The 18,179-nt window shown below is 43.3% G+C and carries 15 protein-coding genes; 2 read left to right on the top strand and 13 right to left on the bottom strand.

Annotated elements, in window-relative coordinates; genetic code table 11:
- Positions 1-28: 28 nt before the first annotated feature.
- The 7 genes from QNH28_RS05300 to QNH28_RS05270 form a co-directional block, all read right to left on the bottom strand.
- The gene (locus QNH28_RS05300; RefSeq protein WP_283910470.1) at positions 29-2,617 is read right to left on the bottom strand and encodes an S-layer homology domain-containing protein; all 2,589 of its coding nucleotides are present in this window, start codon (positions 2,615-2,617) and stop codon (positions 29-31) included.
- A gap of 117 nt (positions 2,618-2,734) precedes the next feature.
- Entirely contained in the window at positions 2,735-4,183 is a 1,449-nt protein-coding gene (locus QNH28_RS05295) for an O-antigen ligase family protein (protein WP_283910469.1), read from the bottom strand.
- 46 nt (positions 4,184-4,229) lie between these two features.
- Positions 4,230-4,961: a ZIP family metal transporter gene (locus QNH28_RS05290; protein WP_283910468.1), complete on the bottom strand. Its 732-nt coding sequence runs from the start codon at positions 4,959-4,961 to the stop codon at positions 4,230-4,232.
- Positions 4,962-5,131: 170 nt separating this feature from the next.
- Entirely contained in the window at positions 5,132-5,935 is an 804-nt protein-coding gene (phnE, locus tag QNH28_RS05285) for a phosphonate ABC transporter, permease protein PhnE (protein ID WP_283910467.1), read from the bottom strand.
- Positions 5,932-6,723 (bottom strand): phosphonate ABC transporter, permease protein PhnE, encoded by a 792-nt coding sequence (phnE, locus tag QNH28_RS05280; RefSeq protein WP_283910466.1) that lies wholly within the window; start codon positions 6,721-6,723, stop codon positions 5,932-5,934. The genes phnE (QNH28_RS05285) and phnE (QNH28_RS05280) overlap by 4 nt, the downstream gene beginning before the upstream one ends.
- A gap of 1 nt (position 6,724) precedes the next feature.
- Positions 6,725-7,507, bottom strand: a complete 783-nt coding sequence (gene phnC / locus QNH28_RS05275) for a phosphonate ABC transporter ATP-binding protein (protein ID WP_283910465.1) — start codon at positions 7,505-7,507, stop codon at positions 6,725-6,727.
- 130 nt (positions 7,508-7,637) lie between these two features.
- Positions 7,638-8,615 (bottom strand): phosphate/phosphite/phosphonate ABC transporter substrate-binding protein, encoded by a 978-nt coding sequence (locus QNH28_RS05270; protein ID WP_283910464.1) that lies wholly within the window; start codon positions 8,613-8,615, stop codon positions 7,638-7,640.
- Positions 8,616-8,786: 171 nt separating this feature from the next.
- On the opposite strand from QNH28_RS05270, the gene QNH28_RS05265 reads away from it, so the two are divergent.
- A complete protein-coding gene (locus QNH28_RS05265; RefSeq protein ID WP_283910463.1) occupies positions 8,787-10,367 on the top strand; it encodes a bifunctional metallophosphatase/5'-nucleotidase in 1,581 nt (526 codons plus the stop codon).
- Here QNH28_RS05265 and QNH28_RS05260 read toward each other — a convergent pair.
- The 3 genes from QNH28_RS05260 to QNH28_RS05250 all read right to left on the bottom strand — a co-directional run bounded on the left by QNH28_RS05260 (position 10,364) and on the right by QNH28_RS05250 (position 14,194).
- Positions 10,364-12,133 (bottom strand): M3 family oligoendopeptidase, encoded by a 1,770-nt coding sequence (locus QNH28_RS05260; protein ID WP_283910462.1) that lies wholly within the window; start codon positions 12,131-12,133, stop codon positions 10,364-10,366. The two genes, QNH28_RS05265 and QNH28_RS05260, sit on opposite strands and share 4 nt — an antisense overlap.
- Before the next feature lie 385 nt (positions 12,134-12,518).
- Positions 12,519-13,730 (bottom strand): MFS transporter, encoded by a 1,212-nt coding sequence (locus QNH28_RS05255; protein WP_283910461.1) that lies wholly within the window; start codon positions 13,728-13,730, stop codon positions 12,519-12,521.
- An 11-nt stretch (positions 13,731-13,741) separates the two neighbouring features.
- Positions 13,742-14,194, bottom strand: coding sequence for a MarR family winged helix-turn-helix transcriptional regulator (locus QNH28_RS05250; RefSeq protein WP_283910460.1), 453 nt, complete (start codon positions 14,192-14,194; stop codon positions 13,742-13,744).
- 281 nt (positions 14,195-14,475) lie between these two features.
- Here QNH28_RS05250 and QNH28_RS05245 point away from each other — a divergent pair, with 281 nt between their 5' ends.
- Positions 14,476-15,015, top strand: a complete 540-nt coding sequence (locus tag QNH28_RS05245) for an NADPH-dependent FMN reductase (RefSeq protein ID WP_042124617.1) — start codon at positions 14,476-14,478, stop codon at positions 15,013-15,015.
- A 156-nt stretch (positions 15,016-15,171) separates the two neighbouring features.
- On the opposite strand, the gene QNH28_RS05240 is transcribed toward QNH28_RS05245, so the two are convergent.
- The 3 genes from QNH28_RS05240 to QNH28_RS05230 form a co-directional block, all read right to left on the bottom strand.
- On the bottom strand, positions 15,172-16,140 hold the full coding sequence (locus QNH28_RS05240) for an alpha/beta hydrolase (RefSeq protein WP_283910459.1): 969 nt from the start codon (positions 16,138-16,140) through the stop codon (positions 15,172-15,174).
- A 40-nt stretch (positions 16,141-16,180) separates the two neighbouring features.
- Positions 16,181-17,233 (bottom strand): LLM class flavin-dependent oxidoreductase, encoded by a 1,053-nt coding sequence (locus QNH28_RS05235; protein ID WP_283910458.1) that lies wholly within the window; start codon positions 17,231-17,233, stop codon positions 16,181-16,183.
- Between the two features lie 69 nt (positions 17,234-17,302).
- Positions 17,303-18,172, bottom strand: coding sequence for an NAD(P)-dependent oxidoreductase (locus tag QNH28_RS05230; protein ID WP_283910457.1), 870 nt, complete (start codon positions 18,170-18,172; stop codon positions 17,303-17,305).
- Positions 18,173-18,179 lie beyond the last annotated feature (7 nt).

Below are 18,179 nucleotides of genomic sequence, written 5' to 3'. Positions count from 1 at the left end.
ATTGGCCGTTTTTTTAAAACCTTTTAGATTAGAGTTTAGAAATCAATTGTACCGCTTCAGCACGGGTAGCATTCTTATGAGGCTCGAGCTTATTACCGCTGCTTCCTTGCAAGAAACCAAGCTTCTGTGCGGCAGTAGCATAAGGCTTAGCCCACCCTGCGATATCCGAACCATCAGCAAACGGACGATCAGACTCTCCTGCATTCAAAGTCGTGTTGTTCTTGTAGACATAAGCCTTCATCAACATCACAACCATTTCCTGACGGGAAATCGTACGCTCAGGCGCAAACTTCGCCTCTGACTGGCCGCTAACAATTCCCGCTTCAGTTACTGCTGCTACTTCATCCGCATACCACTTGGAAGAAGCTACATCAGCAAACCGACTTGCTCCAGTGGCTTTCAAGTTCAATTTACGAGCAATAAAAGCTGCAAATTCAGCGCGTGTAACCTGCTGATTCGGTGAGAAGGTAGTATCGCTTGTTCCAGTTACCACCTGCTGTGCTACCATAGATTTGATCGCTTGAGATGCCCAATGTGTAGAAGGAACATCACTAAACGATTTATCATATTGCAGTACGGCATATTTGCTGAAGTGACTAATAACTACTGTTAAATAGCCATTATCCAGCTGACCACCAATATATTGTAGTTCCCCTTTTTCACTCAAGTAATAGACACCCGTCAATTTCGAGTTACTACCTTCGTTCACTTTCAACTTCAGGGTAATTGGAGCATTAAACTGAGTAAGCTTTGTCTCTTTACCGTCTGCCGTAAGGAGTGACAACGTAAAGTCATAGGCTACACCAGCTACTGTAATTATAGTATTCGCTGATTTCCCTGTAATCTTGGCGATATCTTCAGTACTTATCGGAGTGAATCCTACTGAGATTCTCGCATTCTTCAATTGGTCTGCTGAAATGGAACCCTTCAGCTGTTCCAAAACCGAACCCGGAATTTGGAGTGATACATCATCTTTTGTTACGATTAAAGCATTGTCTTTATTAATTACATCTGTTGCAACAGGTAGCAGTAATTGCTTAACGTCAGTTGCAACGGAAACTGTCACCATGTTGTTCTCACTCTTTAATACAGTGTTGAGAGACTTTGTGACTCCAGCTTTGTCGACCACACTTAGGACAGGAGCTGTAGTGGTGGTATCGGTTACTGCTGGAGCTCCACCGCCACCTCCGCCAGGGCCAGGATTACTAGTTCCCGTGGAAGCCAACGGAACTGGGAAGATGTAGGCTTGTAAAGAGCGGCCACCATCTTTATTAACAGCGGCTACATTAACATGATATTTCTTCCCATTGGTTAACCCTTCTATGGAGTAATTAGTCTTCTGAATAGGCGATTCGGTCAATAATTTACCATCAAGCCAAACCAAGTATCCAACCAGATCTACTTCCTTGTTGCTATCCCAGGTGACATTAAATTTGCCATCACCTGATGCTGCTAGATTAGTAGGTGTGTTCGGGAAGGTTCCGATGCTAATATCATCATTAAAATGAAAAAAGTAGCGTCCTTCATCGCCATCATTGGTTGTCAGAAACAGAGAAACATTTACTTGTCTCGTATTTACCAATGGGAGGGCAATCTCATCCCCAGTGGCTGTGGCTGAAAGTCTCAACGTGTAGTATGCATCGCTGTCCAAAACATCAGAAAATTCAAAAGTTATTGTGGTACCTTTCCAAGCCCTAAAAGATTGTACTGGGATGACTGTTCCGTCGTCCTTTACAAGCTCGAAATCGCTTGCGGATAACTGTGATTCATTAATTGTATATGGAGCGCGTACATAGTCATAGGTGAAAGCATCCGTTAAATATAGCTGTAGACGATATCCCTGATTGTTAATAGATAACGATTCGGAATAAGGTCTAAAGGATACAAGTCCGTCTAATGGTTGAAGCGCAGTTCCGCCCTTCCTACCACTAAACAGCACTTTCACATCATCCATATATCCTGGAGCATGTGGCAAGAACAGCGAGGATTTCTCCGACTCGTTGCCAAACCAATCCACCGCAGTTACTTGTACATTGTGCTGAGAATGATACGGTAAATCAGTTAACTGTATATAACGCTTCATTGTAGATTTGTAAAAAACACCATCTATGTATACGTTGTAGTGAGAACGACCAAATACCATTTCATAGTCATCCATTGAATACCAATCAACATCGATATCACTTTTATGTTTGTCCTTTACAATATTATAGGCTAATAAATCATTATAAAAAACGGGAGCACGTAATGAGAATGGAGTATTGAAACTATATACAGTATCCGTCACCCTTACTGGAACTTGTTTCTCATCCCCTGCTCTTATCTTAAGAATTCCAGGATTAAGTCCAGCAGCCAGCTGACCGTTAACCTCAGCCCAAAAAACGTGGGCAGTATCGGAATATTGCACTTCTCCCAACACTTCTGGTGAAACTGGGTACTCTTCTCTCCCATTGTCCAAACTTAATGAAATATCTCTTTTGTCGGAGTAAATCACTCCTGAGATCCGTCCGGTAGCAGCGTCATAGTAAACATCTAGTATACTTGCCGCATAAGTTAATACCGGAGCAGTTAATATCAATAACATCACTAGAGCCACAGATGCACTAATCTTACGCATTAATGTTTTCAGAACTATCCCCCCTATATTAGAATTTTTTTACAAATTACCTCCTCTATAATAGTTGGGGATGAATAAAATAACAATGATTTTTCTATGAAAATAGCCCTATTCTACTTATTCTCCGACTTTCTTCAACATCCTTGAGTATTCTCTACTTAACGGTACCATTTCGGCTGCCATTCTCATTTCTTCAATTGCTTTGTCCATAAAATACTGATTCTGTTCTGCTTGTGCCCAGGAAGAGTAGAGAAAAGCCTGTTTGTAGTGAACTTCACTCGACCACGGAATAGATACCTGTGCTTTTTTCAACCAACGTTTACCTACTTCCCAATCCTGCTGAGCCGTTGCATGTTCTCCAAGCCCCTTAAAGATATATCCTGCTGTAAACCAGCTACAAATAACTACAATAATCATCCCCAGAGATAACATTACAACTCGAACTGGCTTATTAATAGTCCTATCGCAGCTTGAATATCCCTCCATCTCCATACTGGTCAGCAGCATAATAAACAACCCGAATACGAGAGGATATGCCAGATCAATATCGAATGCCAGATGGGCACAGAATAGTAACAATGCTAGGATTACCACAATACCTTTTCGTCCTTGACGCCTTGCCGCATTTAACGCAGAACCAATCATAGCGAAGAACACCAATACCCCGAACACTCCAGCATCCAATGCAACCTGCAAAAATTGTTGATGTACATATTTCACATACACAGACGGGTATAGAATCGCAAAACCGCCACCGCCAATACCTGCCAGCCAATGCTCTTTCCATAAATGAAAGGCATCTAACCAATAAATACGGCGTAACTCAAACTCTGAAGCATTCCAAGTCATTTCTCGGACGCTTCCACCGCTGTTCATGATCATTCCCGCAACAATCACCAGGATTAGAACGATTAGTACTCCACCGCCTAACAGCCCTGGTTTGTTCTTCCTATTTATGCATACAAAGGCGATGGCCCCCATCACAACCAGGATCAGTACCGCTCTAGAGCCCGACAATAATAATCCACATAGCTGTATTAAACACAGCACAACATACTTTTTTTGATTTGAGCGCATAAAAGCACGCCAGCCCGCTGCCATTCCCGCCGCAACAATCACAGCAAAAACATTCGCATATCCCAGCGTCGATTCCAGCCGTCCCTCCCGAAATAAACCAAAGACCAGCCCCCAAAGCGTTAACCCTGCGCCACTCCAGACCCAAGTCACCCAGATCTGATCACGCCTTTTCCCAGAGAGACTTGAGAATAATAAGGATACGGGCAAGAGCAAGGAGACCTTGATCGCTTCCAGCACAGCCTGTTCTTGATCAACAGCACTTCCTACAGCGAGCCAATACAACAGAATGAATGCTAGTAAGAAGCCATGAATCGGTAGAAACGTAAGCTTTTTAGCATTAAAAATATACAGGGCCGTTACTCCATAGAGCACAGCAGACAACGCCAAAAAGGAACGGGTATAAAAATACCCCGCTCCTATAGATCCAGCAACGATAAAAATAAGTAAGGTGTAAAAAGGTAGCTTTTCAAGTTTATGTGTTGTCATCATAACTATTCTTGTTCGACAGGATTCACTGGAATTCCTTCTACCCTACTCACCCAAATATCTGCGTAATATACACCATAATCAATAATCCAAAGATAAACGAATACGTCGAAGGCCGTTCATAACCATGACCATGGCTCTCCGGAATAAGCTCCTTATACACGATGAATAGCATAGCCCCGGCTGCAAAAGCGAGACCATAACCCACTACATTCTGTAGGTAACTTGCCGTAAAATACCCAATTACCGCAGACACCATCTCCATTAAACCGGTAAGTGTAACGATTCCCAAGGCTTTTAGCTTACTTGTTCTAGAATTCATCAAAAAGACTGCGAGAATCAATCCTTCTGGCATATTTTGCGCACCAATTGCTATGGCCACGGTAGGACCTAGACTCGCCTGTTCACTGGCATAACTGAATCCCGTACTAAGTCCCTCCGGTATGTTATGAATGAACAGCGCGATCATAACGAGCAGCGCCTTCGAATCCATATTGGTATATCCGGGTTTATTCTCCACGTCGATATGCGGGATGTTTTTTTCAATTAAATCAAGCAGCAGCACTCCTGTAATCAGGCCCAAGGTTAATGCGATAATCCCCGATTCTTTAATCGCTTGCGGCATGAGTCCAAATGTAGAAGCCGATACCATAATACCTGCTGTAAAAGCAACGAGAACGTCCTTCCATTTCTCAGATAACCTCTTCACGAACAGGATCGGAAATGCTCCAAGCACCGTAGCCATTGCTGATACAAAGCTGCCAATAAGCGCTGTTTCCAAGCTTTCAACTCCTTTGGTACAAGTTCGGATAGACCAACATATGTTAACACAAATAGTATTATTACTTCTATATAGCTTTTCCGGATGATGCGCTAATCATAAAAAGACCCCCATAGGCTCGATTCATACCCTAAGGAGGTCTTTGCTTAACATGTAATTATGCGACTCAGTTACACTAGCTTCTTCCGAATCATGCCGGAAATCAGATCAATAATCGTAATCATCGCAATGATGCCTAGTAGTATAATCCCGACACGGTCCCAATTCCGTGAACTGAGTGCGAAGATTAACGGTGTACCAATCCCACCTGCTCCAATCACACCCAGAATCGTAGCTGAGCGAACGTTAATTTCGAACCTGTATAAAGTGTAGGATAGAAAGCCTGGCAATACCTGCGGCACAACAGCAAACCATAACACCTGCATGCGGCTGGCGCCAGAAGAAATTAAGGCTTCTAGTGGACCGTTATCAATATTCTCAATCTCATCCGCAAACAATTTGCCGAGCATGCCGACGGAATGCAGTCCTAGAGCCAGTACACCCGCAAATGAACCCGGCCCAACAGCCTTGATGAACAGCAAAGCCATAATGATCTCAGGAAATGTCCGTATAAAGCTTAACATTAGCTTGCCGGATCCCGAGATCGCCTTTCTCTTGCTCATGTTGACCGCAGCCCAAAAAGCAAATGGGATACATATGAAGGTCGAGATAAAAGTCCCTAAAATTGAAATAGCTAACGTCTCAAGCAAGCCTCGAAGCAGATCCTCCCCATCTGGTAAATAAACGAAGGCCCAGTCAGGTGAGAATATCCCGGCAAAGATTGCCTTAGTAATGATCCCGGCGGTTTCTTTAAATCCATTAAACGGCACTCCCGAAAAAGCCCAAATGTATACTGCCGCTAATGCTACATAAATCAGCCAACGGAAACGATTTTTACGAGGTTTGGGGACTAGGGTATTCCATGATTTACTCATATTAATTTCTCCCGCAGCTTAGTGCTTACATAATCAATAATCAATACTACTGCTAATGTGAACAAGATGATGGTGCAAGTCTTATCGTATTCCAAAAAGCCTAATGTCACTTCATAGTAATGGCCGATTCCACCCGCTCCTACCAAACCCAAAACGGCTGCAGCACGGACATTGATCTCAAAGGCATATAGCACATAAGACATGAAATGAGCCTGTACCTGCGGAATGACTCCGAACATAATTCGTTGAGCCTTATTCGCTCCGACTGAAGTCATTGCTTCCAAAGGTCCCTGTTCAATCGTCTCCAACGATTCATAGGTAAGCTTGGCGATCAGCCCCAGCGAAAATACCGTCAAAGCAAATATTCCCGGAAGCGCACCAAGTCCAAAAATGGCGACAAAGATAGAAGCCAACAGCAGATCGGGAATTGTGCGGATCAAATTCAGCACCATACGCACCGGGTAATGAAGCCATCGGCTTTGCGTAATATTGCTTGCACACAGCAGTGCAATGGGAACCGCGAGAATGGCACCAAATGTTGTACCGACCAAGGCCATCCGGATCGTCTCCAGCATCGCATCTATAATATTGTCAAAATACCTCCAGTTTGGAGGGAACATTTCCTTAAGCAGATCCAGCATATTCGGCAGACCAGAGAACAGCTCACCAATGGATGAATCGGTCAAAACTGCACTTCTCCACAGTAATACTACTAATATAATGGCTGTAAAATAATGCTTTATCTTCCTTGGCGGTTTGGGATGTAGCTTCTCTGCATTCGCACTCATATCACATGCCTCCGCTTACAGGCTCACCTAACAACTCATCCTGATGAATCGGTCTGCCGTAAATCTCAGCAAATTTCTCATCGGTGGCCTCGGATACAGGACCATCGAAGACCACTTCTCCTGCCCGGAGCCCAATAATCCGGGTGGCATATTCTCTAGCGAGGTCGATAAAATGCAAATTCACGATGGTCGTAATTCCAAGCTCCACATTAATCTTTTTCAAATCATCCATAACCTGCTTAGTCGTGAGCGGATCTAGTGAAGCGACAGGTTCATCTGCGAGGATAATTTGCGCCTCCTGCGCAAGAACACGAGCAATGGCCACCCGCTGCTGTTGACCTCCAGATAGCTGATCTGCACGTGTATATGCCTTTTCAGCAATATTGACCCGATCAAGCGACTCGAAGGCTAAATTGATGTCCTTTTTCGGAAATTTGCCCAGTATGGTCCGCAATGTGGAATGATAGCCCACCCGCCCTGCCAAAACGTTACGTAGCACAGTTGTACGTTTCACTAAGTTAAAGCTTTGGAAGATCATTCCGATACTTCTACGGATCATTCGTAGCTGGCTTCCCTTTGCCTTCGTGATGGACTGCCTATTTATTAGAATATCACCCTCTGAGATATCATGAAGCCGGTTAATGGATCGTAGTAGGGTTGACTTCCCCGCTCCTGAAAGACCAACAATAGCTACAAATTCTCCGGCTGGGATGGTCAGATTAATGTTGTTTAAGCCTTTGGTTCCGTTTGGATACATCTTTGATACATTACGAAGCTCTATCATGCAAATCATTCCTTTTTGTGTTTTCGTATATTCGTATAAAAGAGATAGCCAGGTCCGGGGGGGAATCCGGAGCTGGCTATCCTTAGTTCCTGTTATACACCAACATCGTTGTATCCTTGAACGGCCTGAACTACTCTGTTTTTACTTTATTGTTGTATTCACGAACAATGTCAAAGTTGCTATCTTGTGACTTCAAATAACCTTCATGAGAGTAGATATCTTTGATAATCTCATGTCCTTCTTTGTCAGCAGCGATATCAATGAACGCCTGCTGAATTTTCTCAATCCATTCCTTGTTCATATCTGAACGGACCGAAATCGTGTCGTTAGGGATTTTATCAGTAAAGGCGAGAACACGAGTATCTTCAAATACTTTCGGATAATCCTTAACGACTATATTACGAGCATCTTGGAAAATAGCTGCGGCATCTACATCACCGTTCAGTACAGCAAGTACGCCTTGGTCATGTCCCTTAACCGTGATAGCTTGTACATCCTTCAACGGATCAAGTCCTGCATCCATTAGTGTTGCAGCCGGCCATACAAACCCTGCTGAGGATGTAACATTTTGATAAGCGATTTTTTTGCCTTTCAAATCGGCAACGGATTGGATCGCAGAATCTTTCTTAACGATAATCATAGATTTATAGAAGTCAGCCAATTCATCTGTCGGAGCACCCGTTTCATCATTTACACCAAAACGTTGAGCTTGAAGAATAACTTCAGCAGCTCCTTTTTCTTTTGCCAATACGTAAGCTGTTGGAGTAAGGAAACCTAAATCCACTTTTTTGGAAGCCATAGCTTCGATAACAGTGTTGTAATCAGTAGAGACACTTACTTCTACAGGAATCCCGAGTTTGTCACCCAGTAATTTTTCAAGAGGTTTCGCCTTAGCTTCGAGCGTATCCGCATTTTGGGAAGGGACAAATTGTACGGTAAGCTTCTCTGGAACATAACCCTCTGCTACAGGAGCTGCCGTTTCTTTCGGTGCATTTGCTCCATCCGTCGATCCTTGGTTTGCAGTATTAGTAGTGTTATTAGCACCACAACCACTAAGCAAAGTAATAGACATCATTAGCGGCAATACGAATTTACTTATTTTTCTCAAACGAAAGACCTCCACTGTTCTCTTTTTTTAGTACTTCTAGACTATAAATATTTTGTATTAAATCTAAGGCATCTAACTATTAAATATATGTAAAATTTATTTTAATCTCTTAAAATTTCCAAATTATCTGATAGAATGAGGTCTGAACTTATTATCCGTAGGAGGCTACCCATGAATAAAGACAACATCTTAACCTGCGAAATCCTCATAACAAGTGATCTACATGGGCATTTAGGGCCCATTGATTACCGCACGGGTGAGAAACGACAAAAAGGCTTAGCAACAATCGCTAGCCTTATTAAACAAGAAAGATCCCATTGTCCGGAGCTAATACTTCTCGATAACGGTGATCTTATTCAAGGTACACCGCTAGCTTATTATGCAGCCACACAGTACAGTGACGAATTAAATCCAGGCATAGCTCTACTAAACGAATTGAAATATGACGCTGCAATTATTGGCAACCATGAATTTAATTTTGGTAAGCCACTGCTAAATAAAGCTATTCAAGATTCCAAATTTCCTTGGTTATCTGCTGGAATTATAGATAGTGCAACATGTAAACCTGCATTTGGTAAACCCTATATCATCAAATGGGTAGACAAAAAAATCAAAGTAGCCATTCTAGGAGTTACCACACATTACATTCCCCACTGGGAGAATCCTGTCTATATAGAAGGACTTCAATTTAAGGATTCGTTAGAGACTGTAAAGCTTTGGTGTGCAACTATAAGAGAAGAAGAACAGCCCGATTTACTCGTTGTAGCTTATCATGGCGGATTCGAGCGCGACCTCCTTAGTGGTGAACCTGTAGAGAGACTAACTGGAGAGAATCAGGCCTATGCAATGTGCACAGAGGTTGAAGGCTTAGATGTGTTAATTACCGGACATCAGCATCGCTTCATAGCTAGCGAGCTAAATGGTGTGACGATCATACAGCCTGGTTGTAATGGACAGTCCCTCGGTAAGCTTTCAGTAGTCTTTCAAAAAGAAAACGAACGTTGGAAGATTAAGAGTAAACAAGCCGAGCTTCTTGCTGTGGACGAAAAGACCCCTGTAGACGATACAATTCTAGAGCTTAGCAGCACGCTTGAATCAGAAACAGAAGCCTGGTTGGATGAGCGAATAGGTACAGTTATCGGTGACCTTTCTATTTCTAGTGCGGATGAATGCCGATTGGCTGACCATCCCTTTATAGAATTCATGAATAAGGTACAAATGGAGGCTACAGGTGTAGAGATCTCGACAGCCGCTTTACTCAGTAACGATTGCAAGGGTTTCGGTAACACCATTACACGGAGAGACATTCTTTCCAACTTCATTTATCCTAACACGCTAACTGTACTAAGACTGACCGGACAAGATATAAAAGAGGCACTGGAACAAACCGCCAACTATTTTCAAAAGGATATTGAGGGAAATGTAATTATTAACCCTGCTTATGTAGAACCTAAATCGCAACATTACAATTATGATATGTGGGAAGGTATACAATACGAGCTTCATATCAATAAACCTGTAGGCAAAAGAGTCCTCCATCTGCTGTATCGTGGACAGCCTGTAGAGGACTCTAAGGAATATGATGTTGTTATGAACAACTATAGAGCAAGCGGTGGCGGAGATTATGAGATGTATAAAGGCAAGCCGATTGTCAAAGAAGTACTGATCGACATGTCTGAAATTGTCACGAATTACATTGAAAAACGCGGCCAAATTGAAGCTACCTGTAATCACAACTGGAGAGTTGTTTAGGTTGTGCTGATGAATGCCTCAATATCAGTTTCAATCAGCTTTAAAGCACCTCTCCAAAAATCAATGGAGTGCACATCAATATCCATAAACTTCGCTATATCTGCAATATTATGCTTGCTGGTAGCACTAAGAAACTGACCATATCGGGCGACGAACTCCTCGCCCTTTTTTAAATATTCTGAGTAGAGTCCTTTAGCGAATAACAGTCCGAAAGAATACGGGAAGTTCATAAATTCATAACCAGCCATAAAATATCCGGCCTTGTTCATCCACATGTACGGATGGATTGTGTCAGGATCAATGCCCTCACCATAAGCTTCCATCATACAAGCAATCATCAAGTCATTTAGCTCTTGAACAGGCAACGGACCGAATGCTCTTCTCTCATATAATTCAAGCTCAAATAAATAACGGGCATAGAAGTCTACAAGATAATACCCAGCATCGGAAATACTTCTCTCCAATAGAAGCTGCGCTTCCTTCTTGGTCGAATTAGTAAGTAGTGCCTGATTTACGATCGTCTCACAAAAGATCGAAGCCGTTTCGGCAATCGGTATCGGATAATCTGTGTTAAGCATCGTTTCATTTCCCAGACAGGAGCTATGATATGCATGGCCGAGCTCATGGGCAAGGATACTAATATCTATAGCATTTCCAGTGAACTGTGTCATGATTCTGCTCTCGCCTATCGGAAAAATATCTAAGCAGAGCCCATAACCACCCTTGCCCGCTCTTGGTTCTGCATCAATCCATTGCTGATCAAAAGCCCTTTGAGCTAAATTGGCCAATTCGTTGCTAAAAGTTGCAAAGCTCGATACGATTGTTTTTTGAGCGTCTTCATAAGAAATTTTCACACCTTCTTCGCCAATCGGTGCGAAAATATCGTAAAAAGGCAGCTTTGTGGAATGTCCCAGCAGTTCGGCTTTCTTTTGATAATAGGTATGAAAGGCTGGCAAACTCTCCCGAAGAGCGGCGAGCATAGCTGATAAAGTTTCATTGTCCATTCTCGAAGCCACTAACACCTTATCCAGAGAAGATTGATATCCACGCATACCATAAATCGTTAGCGCTTCACCACTTATTCCATTCATGCAAGCTGCACAAACCCCAGCAATATGACCACAAGCTTCAGCCTCGGCTTCATAAGCTGCTTTTCTTAATTTAGCGTTATTCTCATAGGCCATGCCCCTTAGTTCCGCAAGCGTTACTTTCTTAGTTTCCCCTTGTACCATCACACCTGCTAGTGTACTCGATACGCTCTCCATGTAGAGCCTTCCCCACGCTTTGGAACCCGTGCTCTGCATTCTGGCAATCGCAACTTCCACTTCCTCATTTAACACATAACGGGATTGCAGAAGAAGCTCCTTCAAATAAAATTGATGTTTCAGAAGATAAGTTGAGCTAACGATAAGCTCATCTATTTGATCACAAGTACTAATCCAACGTTTAAAACCTGCAACTACCCCAGCAATCTCTGAGCTTACATGTTCAATATCATCAGCAAGATTCATGGCTTCCTCAGAACTGCTGTCTGCACTAAGCGTTAACTCTGCATAGGCTAATAAACATATATATACGCTTTTATAATCGTTGTAGAGCCTTAGAAAGTCCTCGATCGCTGCGACGGAAACACCCTCATGCTTTAGATTGCCCTCAGCCCAGGCTTTTAAATCTATAATAATTTGACCGAGTAGCTCGCGATCCCGTCTTAACTTCTCCGACTCAAAGGAAGGATATAAGCTATCCAGATTCCATGTCATATTCATTCGTGAACCTCTCCTCTACTTCTTTGGCCATCCCTGATTTCTTCATTATACCGTCCTTAGTGGATAAAATCTGTATACTACCTATGTTTTCGGGATGCGCAAGAACATAAAAAAAGGACCCTGCCAACGTATGGCAGGGTCAAGGTCTATATTATAAGGGGGTTATGTGATTACTATAACCCTCTTAGCTTAAAAGAATATGAATAGTAGATAAAGATTGGCTTAATCTAACGATCTCTACCCTCTTAATCAACAAAAAAAGGACCCTGCCAACGTCCGGCAGGGTCAAGGTCTATATTTAAGGGGGTTATGTAATTACTATAACCCCCTTAGCTTAAAACGATATGAATAGTACCTAAAGATTAGCTTAATCTGAAATCATCCCTTATTGACTTAAAGCTGAAGGGTTATTTCTGGCCTTAGTAATCTGAATCCCAATATAAATAATTAGGAACAGCACCATGAACCCAGCAGAATAACGGTACATCATCCCATAATTGGATGCTGCCGAGATCGCCCCAAGAATGATGGCCCCACTCGCTACCCCTAAATCTGTTGAGTTATAAAACATACTGTTTGCCATACCATACTGTGCAGGTGTAGATGTCCGAAGCATCCATGCCTGTATAGTTGGCTGAATAGCTCCAAAGCCGAGTCCATAGAGCAATGCGGATACAATGAGCATTGGCATGGATGTTGTATACGAGAGCACCGTTAAGCTCGCGACGACACAAACCGCTGCGGGAATCAGAACAGCAGCGGGACCTCTTTTATCAAATAATCTGCCGGAGATAGGTCTAATAATGATGATCGTAATCGCGTTAAATAAGAAGAACAACCCCACTTGCTCTAAATGCACCGATTCACCGAACAAAGCGATAAAGCTAAGCAATCCCCCGTAAGTGATCGCGATCAGGACATTCAGTATTGCAGGTAATACTAACTTTGTATTAAAAGGAACCTTGAGTGGTTTGGATGGTACAATGGATCGCTCAATAGGCTGTTTTTTCGGTACAGCTGGAAGCGAACGTGAGAAAAATAGGACTGGAAAGGCAAGGAGCAAGGTGAATGTTCCGATCATCGCCAGTGTTCCAAATCCCGATTGCTTCATTACGTTCAAGCCAATCATAGGACCAATCGACATCGCAAGACTGGTAGATAAACCAAAATAGCCGATCCCTTCGCCCATTCTTTTGCTGGGGATAATCTGGGAGACAATCGTGGGGATAATCGTGCTGGCAATCCCGAATCCAATCCCATAACCTACACGCATCAACAGTAGTGACCCGATTGAGTCTGCTGCCACATAGAGACCCGTTATGGCGGCCGCGATGGCTAAGCCAATATATAATAGAACATTGCGGCTAACCCTCCGCATCAGAAAAGCAGTCATAAAACGTGAAGCAATCGCTGTTAGTGCAAACACACTTGTAACCAAGCTGACCATAATATCTCCGGCTTGAAATTCACTTTTTACATAAGACGGAAATGAAGATAGCAGCATCTGTAAATTCATAAATAAAAATAAAGCACTAATTGTTAAAGCAATAAAAGATTTGGTCCAAAGCTTCGTACGTAGTTCTTGTTGTTCTGGCATAAGTTACGTTCCTACTCTCCATCATTTATTTGATCAATATGATTGTTTATTCTTAGCAGCAACCCCATGAGCAGCTCATATTCATCACTGGAAATACAGTTCATAATCTCATCTGTAACCTGATATTCAATAGGAAAGGTCTCCTTAATCAAAGCTCTTCCTTTTTCCGTAATATAAACCTTAAAAGAACGCCGATCATTCTCCCCTGTTCTTTTATAGACCAGGCTTTTTCCCTCCAAGTGATCCAGAATTCGCGTCGTAGTTGGTTTATCCTTACCGGAACGCTTCGCTATATCCTTCTGAATCAGCCCTTCCGTTCTGTCGACTTGAAAAAGCACTGACCATTGCTCAGGTGTTATATCATATTCTTTTAGCCCATTTTGGAATAACGCGCTTAATTTACGATAAGTCGTTCCCATCATAAACCCTAACGTAAGTTCGGATTGGTTATGCGTTGTCGTCATGATCAGCCCTCTTCTCTTTTCATCTTCATTTTAAATAGTTGCTTAGACAATTATATTCCAAACAACTAAATTTGTAAAGGTGAGACAAAATTATAAACTAACTATTATTAAGTTGCTTGACAAAGTAAACTAAACACGATATTATTATCTCATGTTAAAGATACTTAACTTAAAGACAACTAGAGCGTAACACGCTTAATATTATTTATCTGAAGGTTGTGTAATTCATGGGATTTCTAGCCAAACTATTTGGTAGAACAAAAATCGAGGAGGAACATACAATGTCTAAATTAAACATCGGAATTATTCTGGGAAGTACTCGTCAAGGTCGTTTAAGCCCACAAGTAGGAGAATGGGTTAAAAAGGTAGCAGATGCACGTGGAGATGCTAATTATGAGATCGTGGATATCGCGGACTTCAAACTTCCACTAATGGGAGAAGTAGATGCTACTGAGCAAGCAACTGCTTGGAATACAAAGCTTGCTACGTTAGACGGTTTCGTATTTATCGTTCAAGAATACAATCACAGTATTTCCGCATCACTGAAAAATGCACTCGATTATGCACGTGAAGCTTGGAACAACAAAGCAGCGGGTATCGTGAGTTATGGTTCTGTAGGTGGCGCTCGTGCAGCTGAGCATTTACGTGGAATTTTGGGAGAACTGTCTGTAGCAGACGTACGTGTACATCCTGCCCTATCCCTGTTCACTGATTTCGAGAACGGTTCTGTATTCAAACCAGCAGACCTGCACCTTACCAATGTAAATGGCATGCTTGATCAAGTATTGGCTTGGAGTGGCGCGCTCAAAACATTGCGTTAAGATTAACCCGCTTTAATACTATGAAATACACCTCCTGGAATAGACATTGGATAAACCTATGGTTTGTCCGGTCGATTCTAGGGGGTGTATTTTTCGTGTGATGAAATGACCACCTTACAACAAGGAGCAATGATCATGTGGTTTGTGTTTGCATTATTAATAGCCTTCGCTTGTGGAGGGGTAGTTTTTGGGATGAAGTGCCCGGGCCATCGCATCCATATAGCTCTGAACGGCGCGCTGACTCACTTCCGCTTCTGGAACGAATATTTCGAAAAGGTGAAAGCATCCGGGATACAGGTGAAATTCGACATCTACACCTGCTTGCGCAAGTCGTGTTACATATTCGATCGTCTCATCTCGGAATAGATCAAGCTGGCCTACACATGTATAGGTTGGTGGCAGTCCTGCTAAGTTCTCCGCTCTCGATGGTACCGCATAGGAAGATATCCCACTGCCATCGTTCTCCTCGCCCAGGTACATGTTCCAAGCCGTTAAGTTGTCCGTCCGGTTCCAGATTGCGCCTTCTTCCGTAATCTCATGGCTTGATGGCGTAATGTTACGGTTGTCGAGCATCGGGTACAACGGCATCTGAAAGATAATGGATGGTCCACCTTTATCTCGTGCCATCAGCGCAAGTGCTGCTGTCAGCCCGCCGCCACCGCTTGCACCAGCAATCGCAACCCGATTCTCATCAATGCCAAGCGATTCCGCCTCCTCCGTCATCCATACCAAGCCAGCATAACAATCTTCGATTGCAGCTGGATAGGGGTGCTCGGGGGCCAGCCTATAATCAACCGACACGACAACACATCTAGCCGTCTGAACAAAGCGTTCACACAACTCGTCGTCCATATCAGGATGTCCTAACACGTATCCGCCCCCGTGAATCCACAACATTGCTGGAAGCTTGTCAGCATTTCGCCCAGCAGGTTCATAAATTTTTACCAGCATCTCCCCTGCAACACCCGGAATTTTTCGACTGGTTGTGTTTACATGCTCTGACCTCTTCACTGGCGGACCCGACACTAAACTTCTGCTCCACTCTAAATTCTCTTCCAATTGAAACCCTGGAAATTGTGAATATGCCTCTATTAATTCTGGTAGTATACGTTTATCGATACTCATGAAAATCCCTCCAATACAATAATGATTGCTTGTATAATCCTTATTCCTTCTCAGCTTCCCACTTGGCAATTTCCTCTCGTACTCGTGGAGCAACCTCCGTTCCGAGCAGTTCTATAGCCCGCAACACAAGTTCATGCGGCATCGTGCTTAGTGGAACATACATCATAAAGCGTGTTATACCTACATGCTTCCGTAGATGAATGATCTTCTGAGCAACTGTTTCCGGATCTCCAACGTACAATGCGCCCTCAAAGCTTCGGGCCGCATCATAGCTGGAGCGGTCGTAATACGACCATCCTCGCTCTTTGCCGAGCTTGTTCATGCCGTACTGGGTAGATGGAAAAAAGATATCTGCTGCCCGTTCCGTATCTTCTGCGACGAAACCAATCGAATGAGATCCCACCTGAAGCTTCGATACATCATGTCCAGCGCGGGCCGCCGCCTTCTTGTACAGCTCTACAAGCGGCGCAAAATTCATTGGATTCCCGCCAATGATCGCCAACATCAATGGCAGACCCAAAAGTCCTGCACGCACGGTGGAGCTTTGCGTACCTCCGCTGCCAATCCATATAGGTAAAGAGTTCTGGACGGGCCGCGGGTACACGCCCAAATTATGAATGGCTGGCCGATGGCCTCCCTTCCATGTTACTTTCTCGGATTCCCGTATTTTCATAAGCAGTTCGATATTTTCATTAAATAGCTCATCATAGTCATGTAAGCCATAACCAAACAACGGAAAGGATTCAACGAATGAACCCCGGCCCGCTATAATCTCGGCACGTCCATTGGAGATGCCGTCAAGCATAGCAAAATCCTGAAACACACGTACAGGATCAGCAGATGAAAGGACCGTCACAGCACTAGTCAGGCGAATCCGTTTAGTTAAGGACGCAGCAGCGGACAACACGATTGCTGGTGAAGAAGCTGCATAATCTTCACGATGATGCTCACCAATACCAAAAACATCAAGTCCTACCCGATCCGCAAGGACGATTTCTTCGACTACTTCTCGTAATCGCTGTGCGTGACTCATCACAATTCCAGTCTCAATATCAGGCTTTGTTTCTACGAACGAAGTAACACCTATTTCCATGATTTATCACACCTCTTTTAATTTTTCTCCTGCACTACGACCAACAGAGATTTGGGGAAACCCTATTTTTTAAGAAGAATGCTCTAGATAACGGATTAAAGCTGTCCAATCCATCTCACCATAACCATGGGCTATTCCTTCAGATAAATGATGATGAATAAGTTGGCCCAAAGGTAGAGGAGCTTGGACGGACTGCGCTGCCTCTATAGCCAGTGCAACATCCTTCAGCCCTAGCATCATTTTAAAACCAGCTGGTTCAAACCGCTGTTCTGTCATTATCGCCCCATAGTTCCGATATAAGGGAGATTGAAAAAGAGCATTCACCACATCCATAAAACGGGCTGACTCTATGCCATACTTTTCTACCATCAGCTGCGTTTCTGATAAAGCTTCCAGCATAGAAGCAATTAAAAAGTTTACGCCTATTTTCACAACATTTCCTTCTTCGCTATAATCCCCAATCTCGAATATTTCCTGACCTAATTGTTCTAAAACAGGAATTAACTGTTGTCTGGCTTGCTCCGGACCTGCCAAAATGATGCGTAATTTAGCTGCTTTAGCGGCATCCGGACGCCCCAGCACTGTGGCAGACACAAAGTATTGCTTTCTCTCCGCATGCGCCGCGGATAATTTCCGAGCCAGCTCTACACTGATCGTACTGGCAGATATGTGAATTCCTTTTTCTGATAATCCATTCAAAATTCCATTCGGACCCTCAACAATCTCCTTCAAAGCGGCATCGTCAGAAAGCATGGTTATGACCATATCGCTCTTTTGTGCTGCCTCCAACGGTGTCTCGGAATAATGCGCTCCCTGATCTATTAGGGGTTGCGCTTTTTCACGAGTACGATTAAAAACGATTAATTCATTACCAGCTTCCAACAAATTTTGGGCCATTGGAAAGCCCATTTTCCCAAGCCCGATAAACGATATTTTCATAAGTCTC

Source organism: Paenibacillus sp. G2S3 (assembly GCF_030123105.1).
Classification (GTDB): domain Bacteria; phylum Bacillota; class Bacilli; order Paenibacillales; family Paenibacillaceae; genus Paenibacillus_AQ.
This window is presented reverse-complemented; position numbering and strand designations above follow the sequence as displayed.

Excerpts from the sequence above, each read along its gene's own strand:
- QNH28_RS05300 (WP_283910470.1), bottom strand. The coding sequence starts at position 2,617 with ATGCGTAAGATTAGTGCATCTGTGGCTCTAGTGATGTTATTGATATTA.
- QNH28_RS05295 (WP_283910469.1), bottom strand. The coding sequence starts at position 4,183 with ATGATGACAACACATAAACTTGAAAAGCTACCTTTTTACACCTTACTT.
- phnE (WP_283910467.1), bottom strand. The coding sequence starts at position 5,935 with ATGAGTAAATCATGGAATACCCTAGTCCCCAAACCTCGTAAAAATCGT.
- phnE (WP_283910466.1), bottom strand. The coding sequence starts at position 6,723 with ATGAGTGCGAATGCAGAGAAGCTACATCCCAAACCGCCAAGGAAGATA.
- phnC (WP_283910465.1), bottom strand. The coding sequence starts at position 7,507 with ATGATAGAGCTTCGTAATGTATCAAAGATGTATCCAAACGGAACCAAA.
- QNH28_RS05265 (WP_283910463.1), top strand. The coding sequence starts at position 8,787 with ATGAATAAAGACAACATCTTAACCTGCGAAATCCTCATAACAAGTGAT.
- QNH28_RS05260 (WP_283910462.1), bottom strand. The coding sequence starts at position 12,133 with ATGAATATGACATGGAATCTGGATAGCTTATATCCTTCCTTTGAGTCG.
- QNH28_RS05255 (WP_283910461.1), bottom strand. The coding sequence starts at position 13,730 with ATGCCAGAACAACAAGAACTACGTACGAAGCTTTGGACCAAATCTTTT.
- QNH28_RS05250 (WP_283910460.1), bottom strand. The coding sequence starts at position 14,194 with ATGACGACAACGCATAACCAATCCGAACTTACGTTAGGGTTTATGATG.
- QNH28_RS05245 (WP_042124617.1), top strand. The coding sequence starts at position 14,476 with ATGTCTAAATTAAACATCGGAATTATTCTGGGAAGTACTCGTCAAGGT.
- QNH28_RS05240 (WP_283910459.1), bottom strand. The coding sequence starts at position 16,140 with ATGAGTATCGATAAACGTATACTACCAGAATTAATAGAGGCATATTCA.
- QNH28_RS05235 (WP_283910458.1), bottom strand. The coding sequence starts at position 17,233 with ATGGAAATAGGTGTTACTTCGTTCGTAGAAACAAAGCCTGATATTGAG.
- QNH28_RS05230 (WP_283910457.1), bottom strand. The coding sequence starts at position 18,172 with ATGAAAATATCGTTTATCGGGCTTGGGAAAATGGGCTTTCCAATGGCC.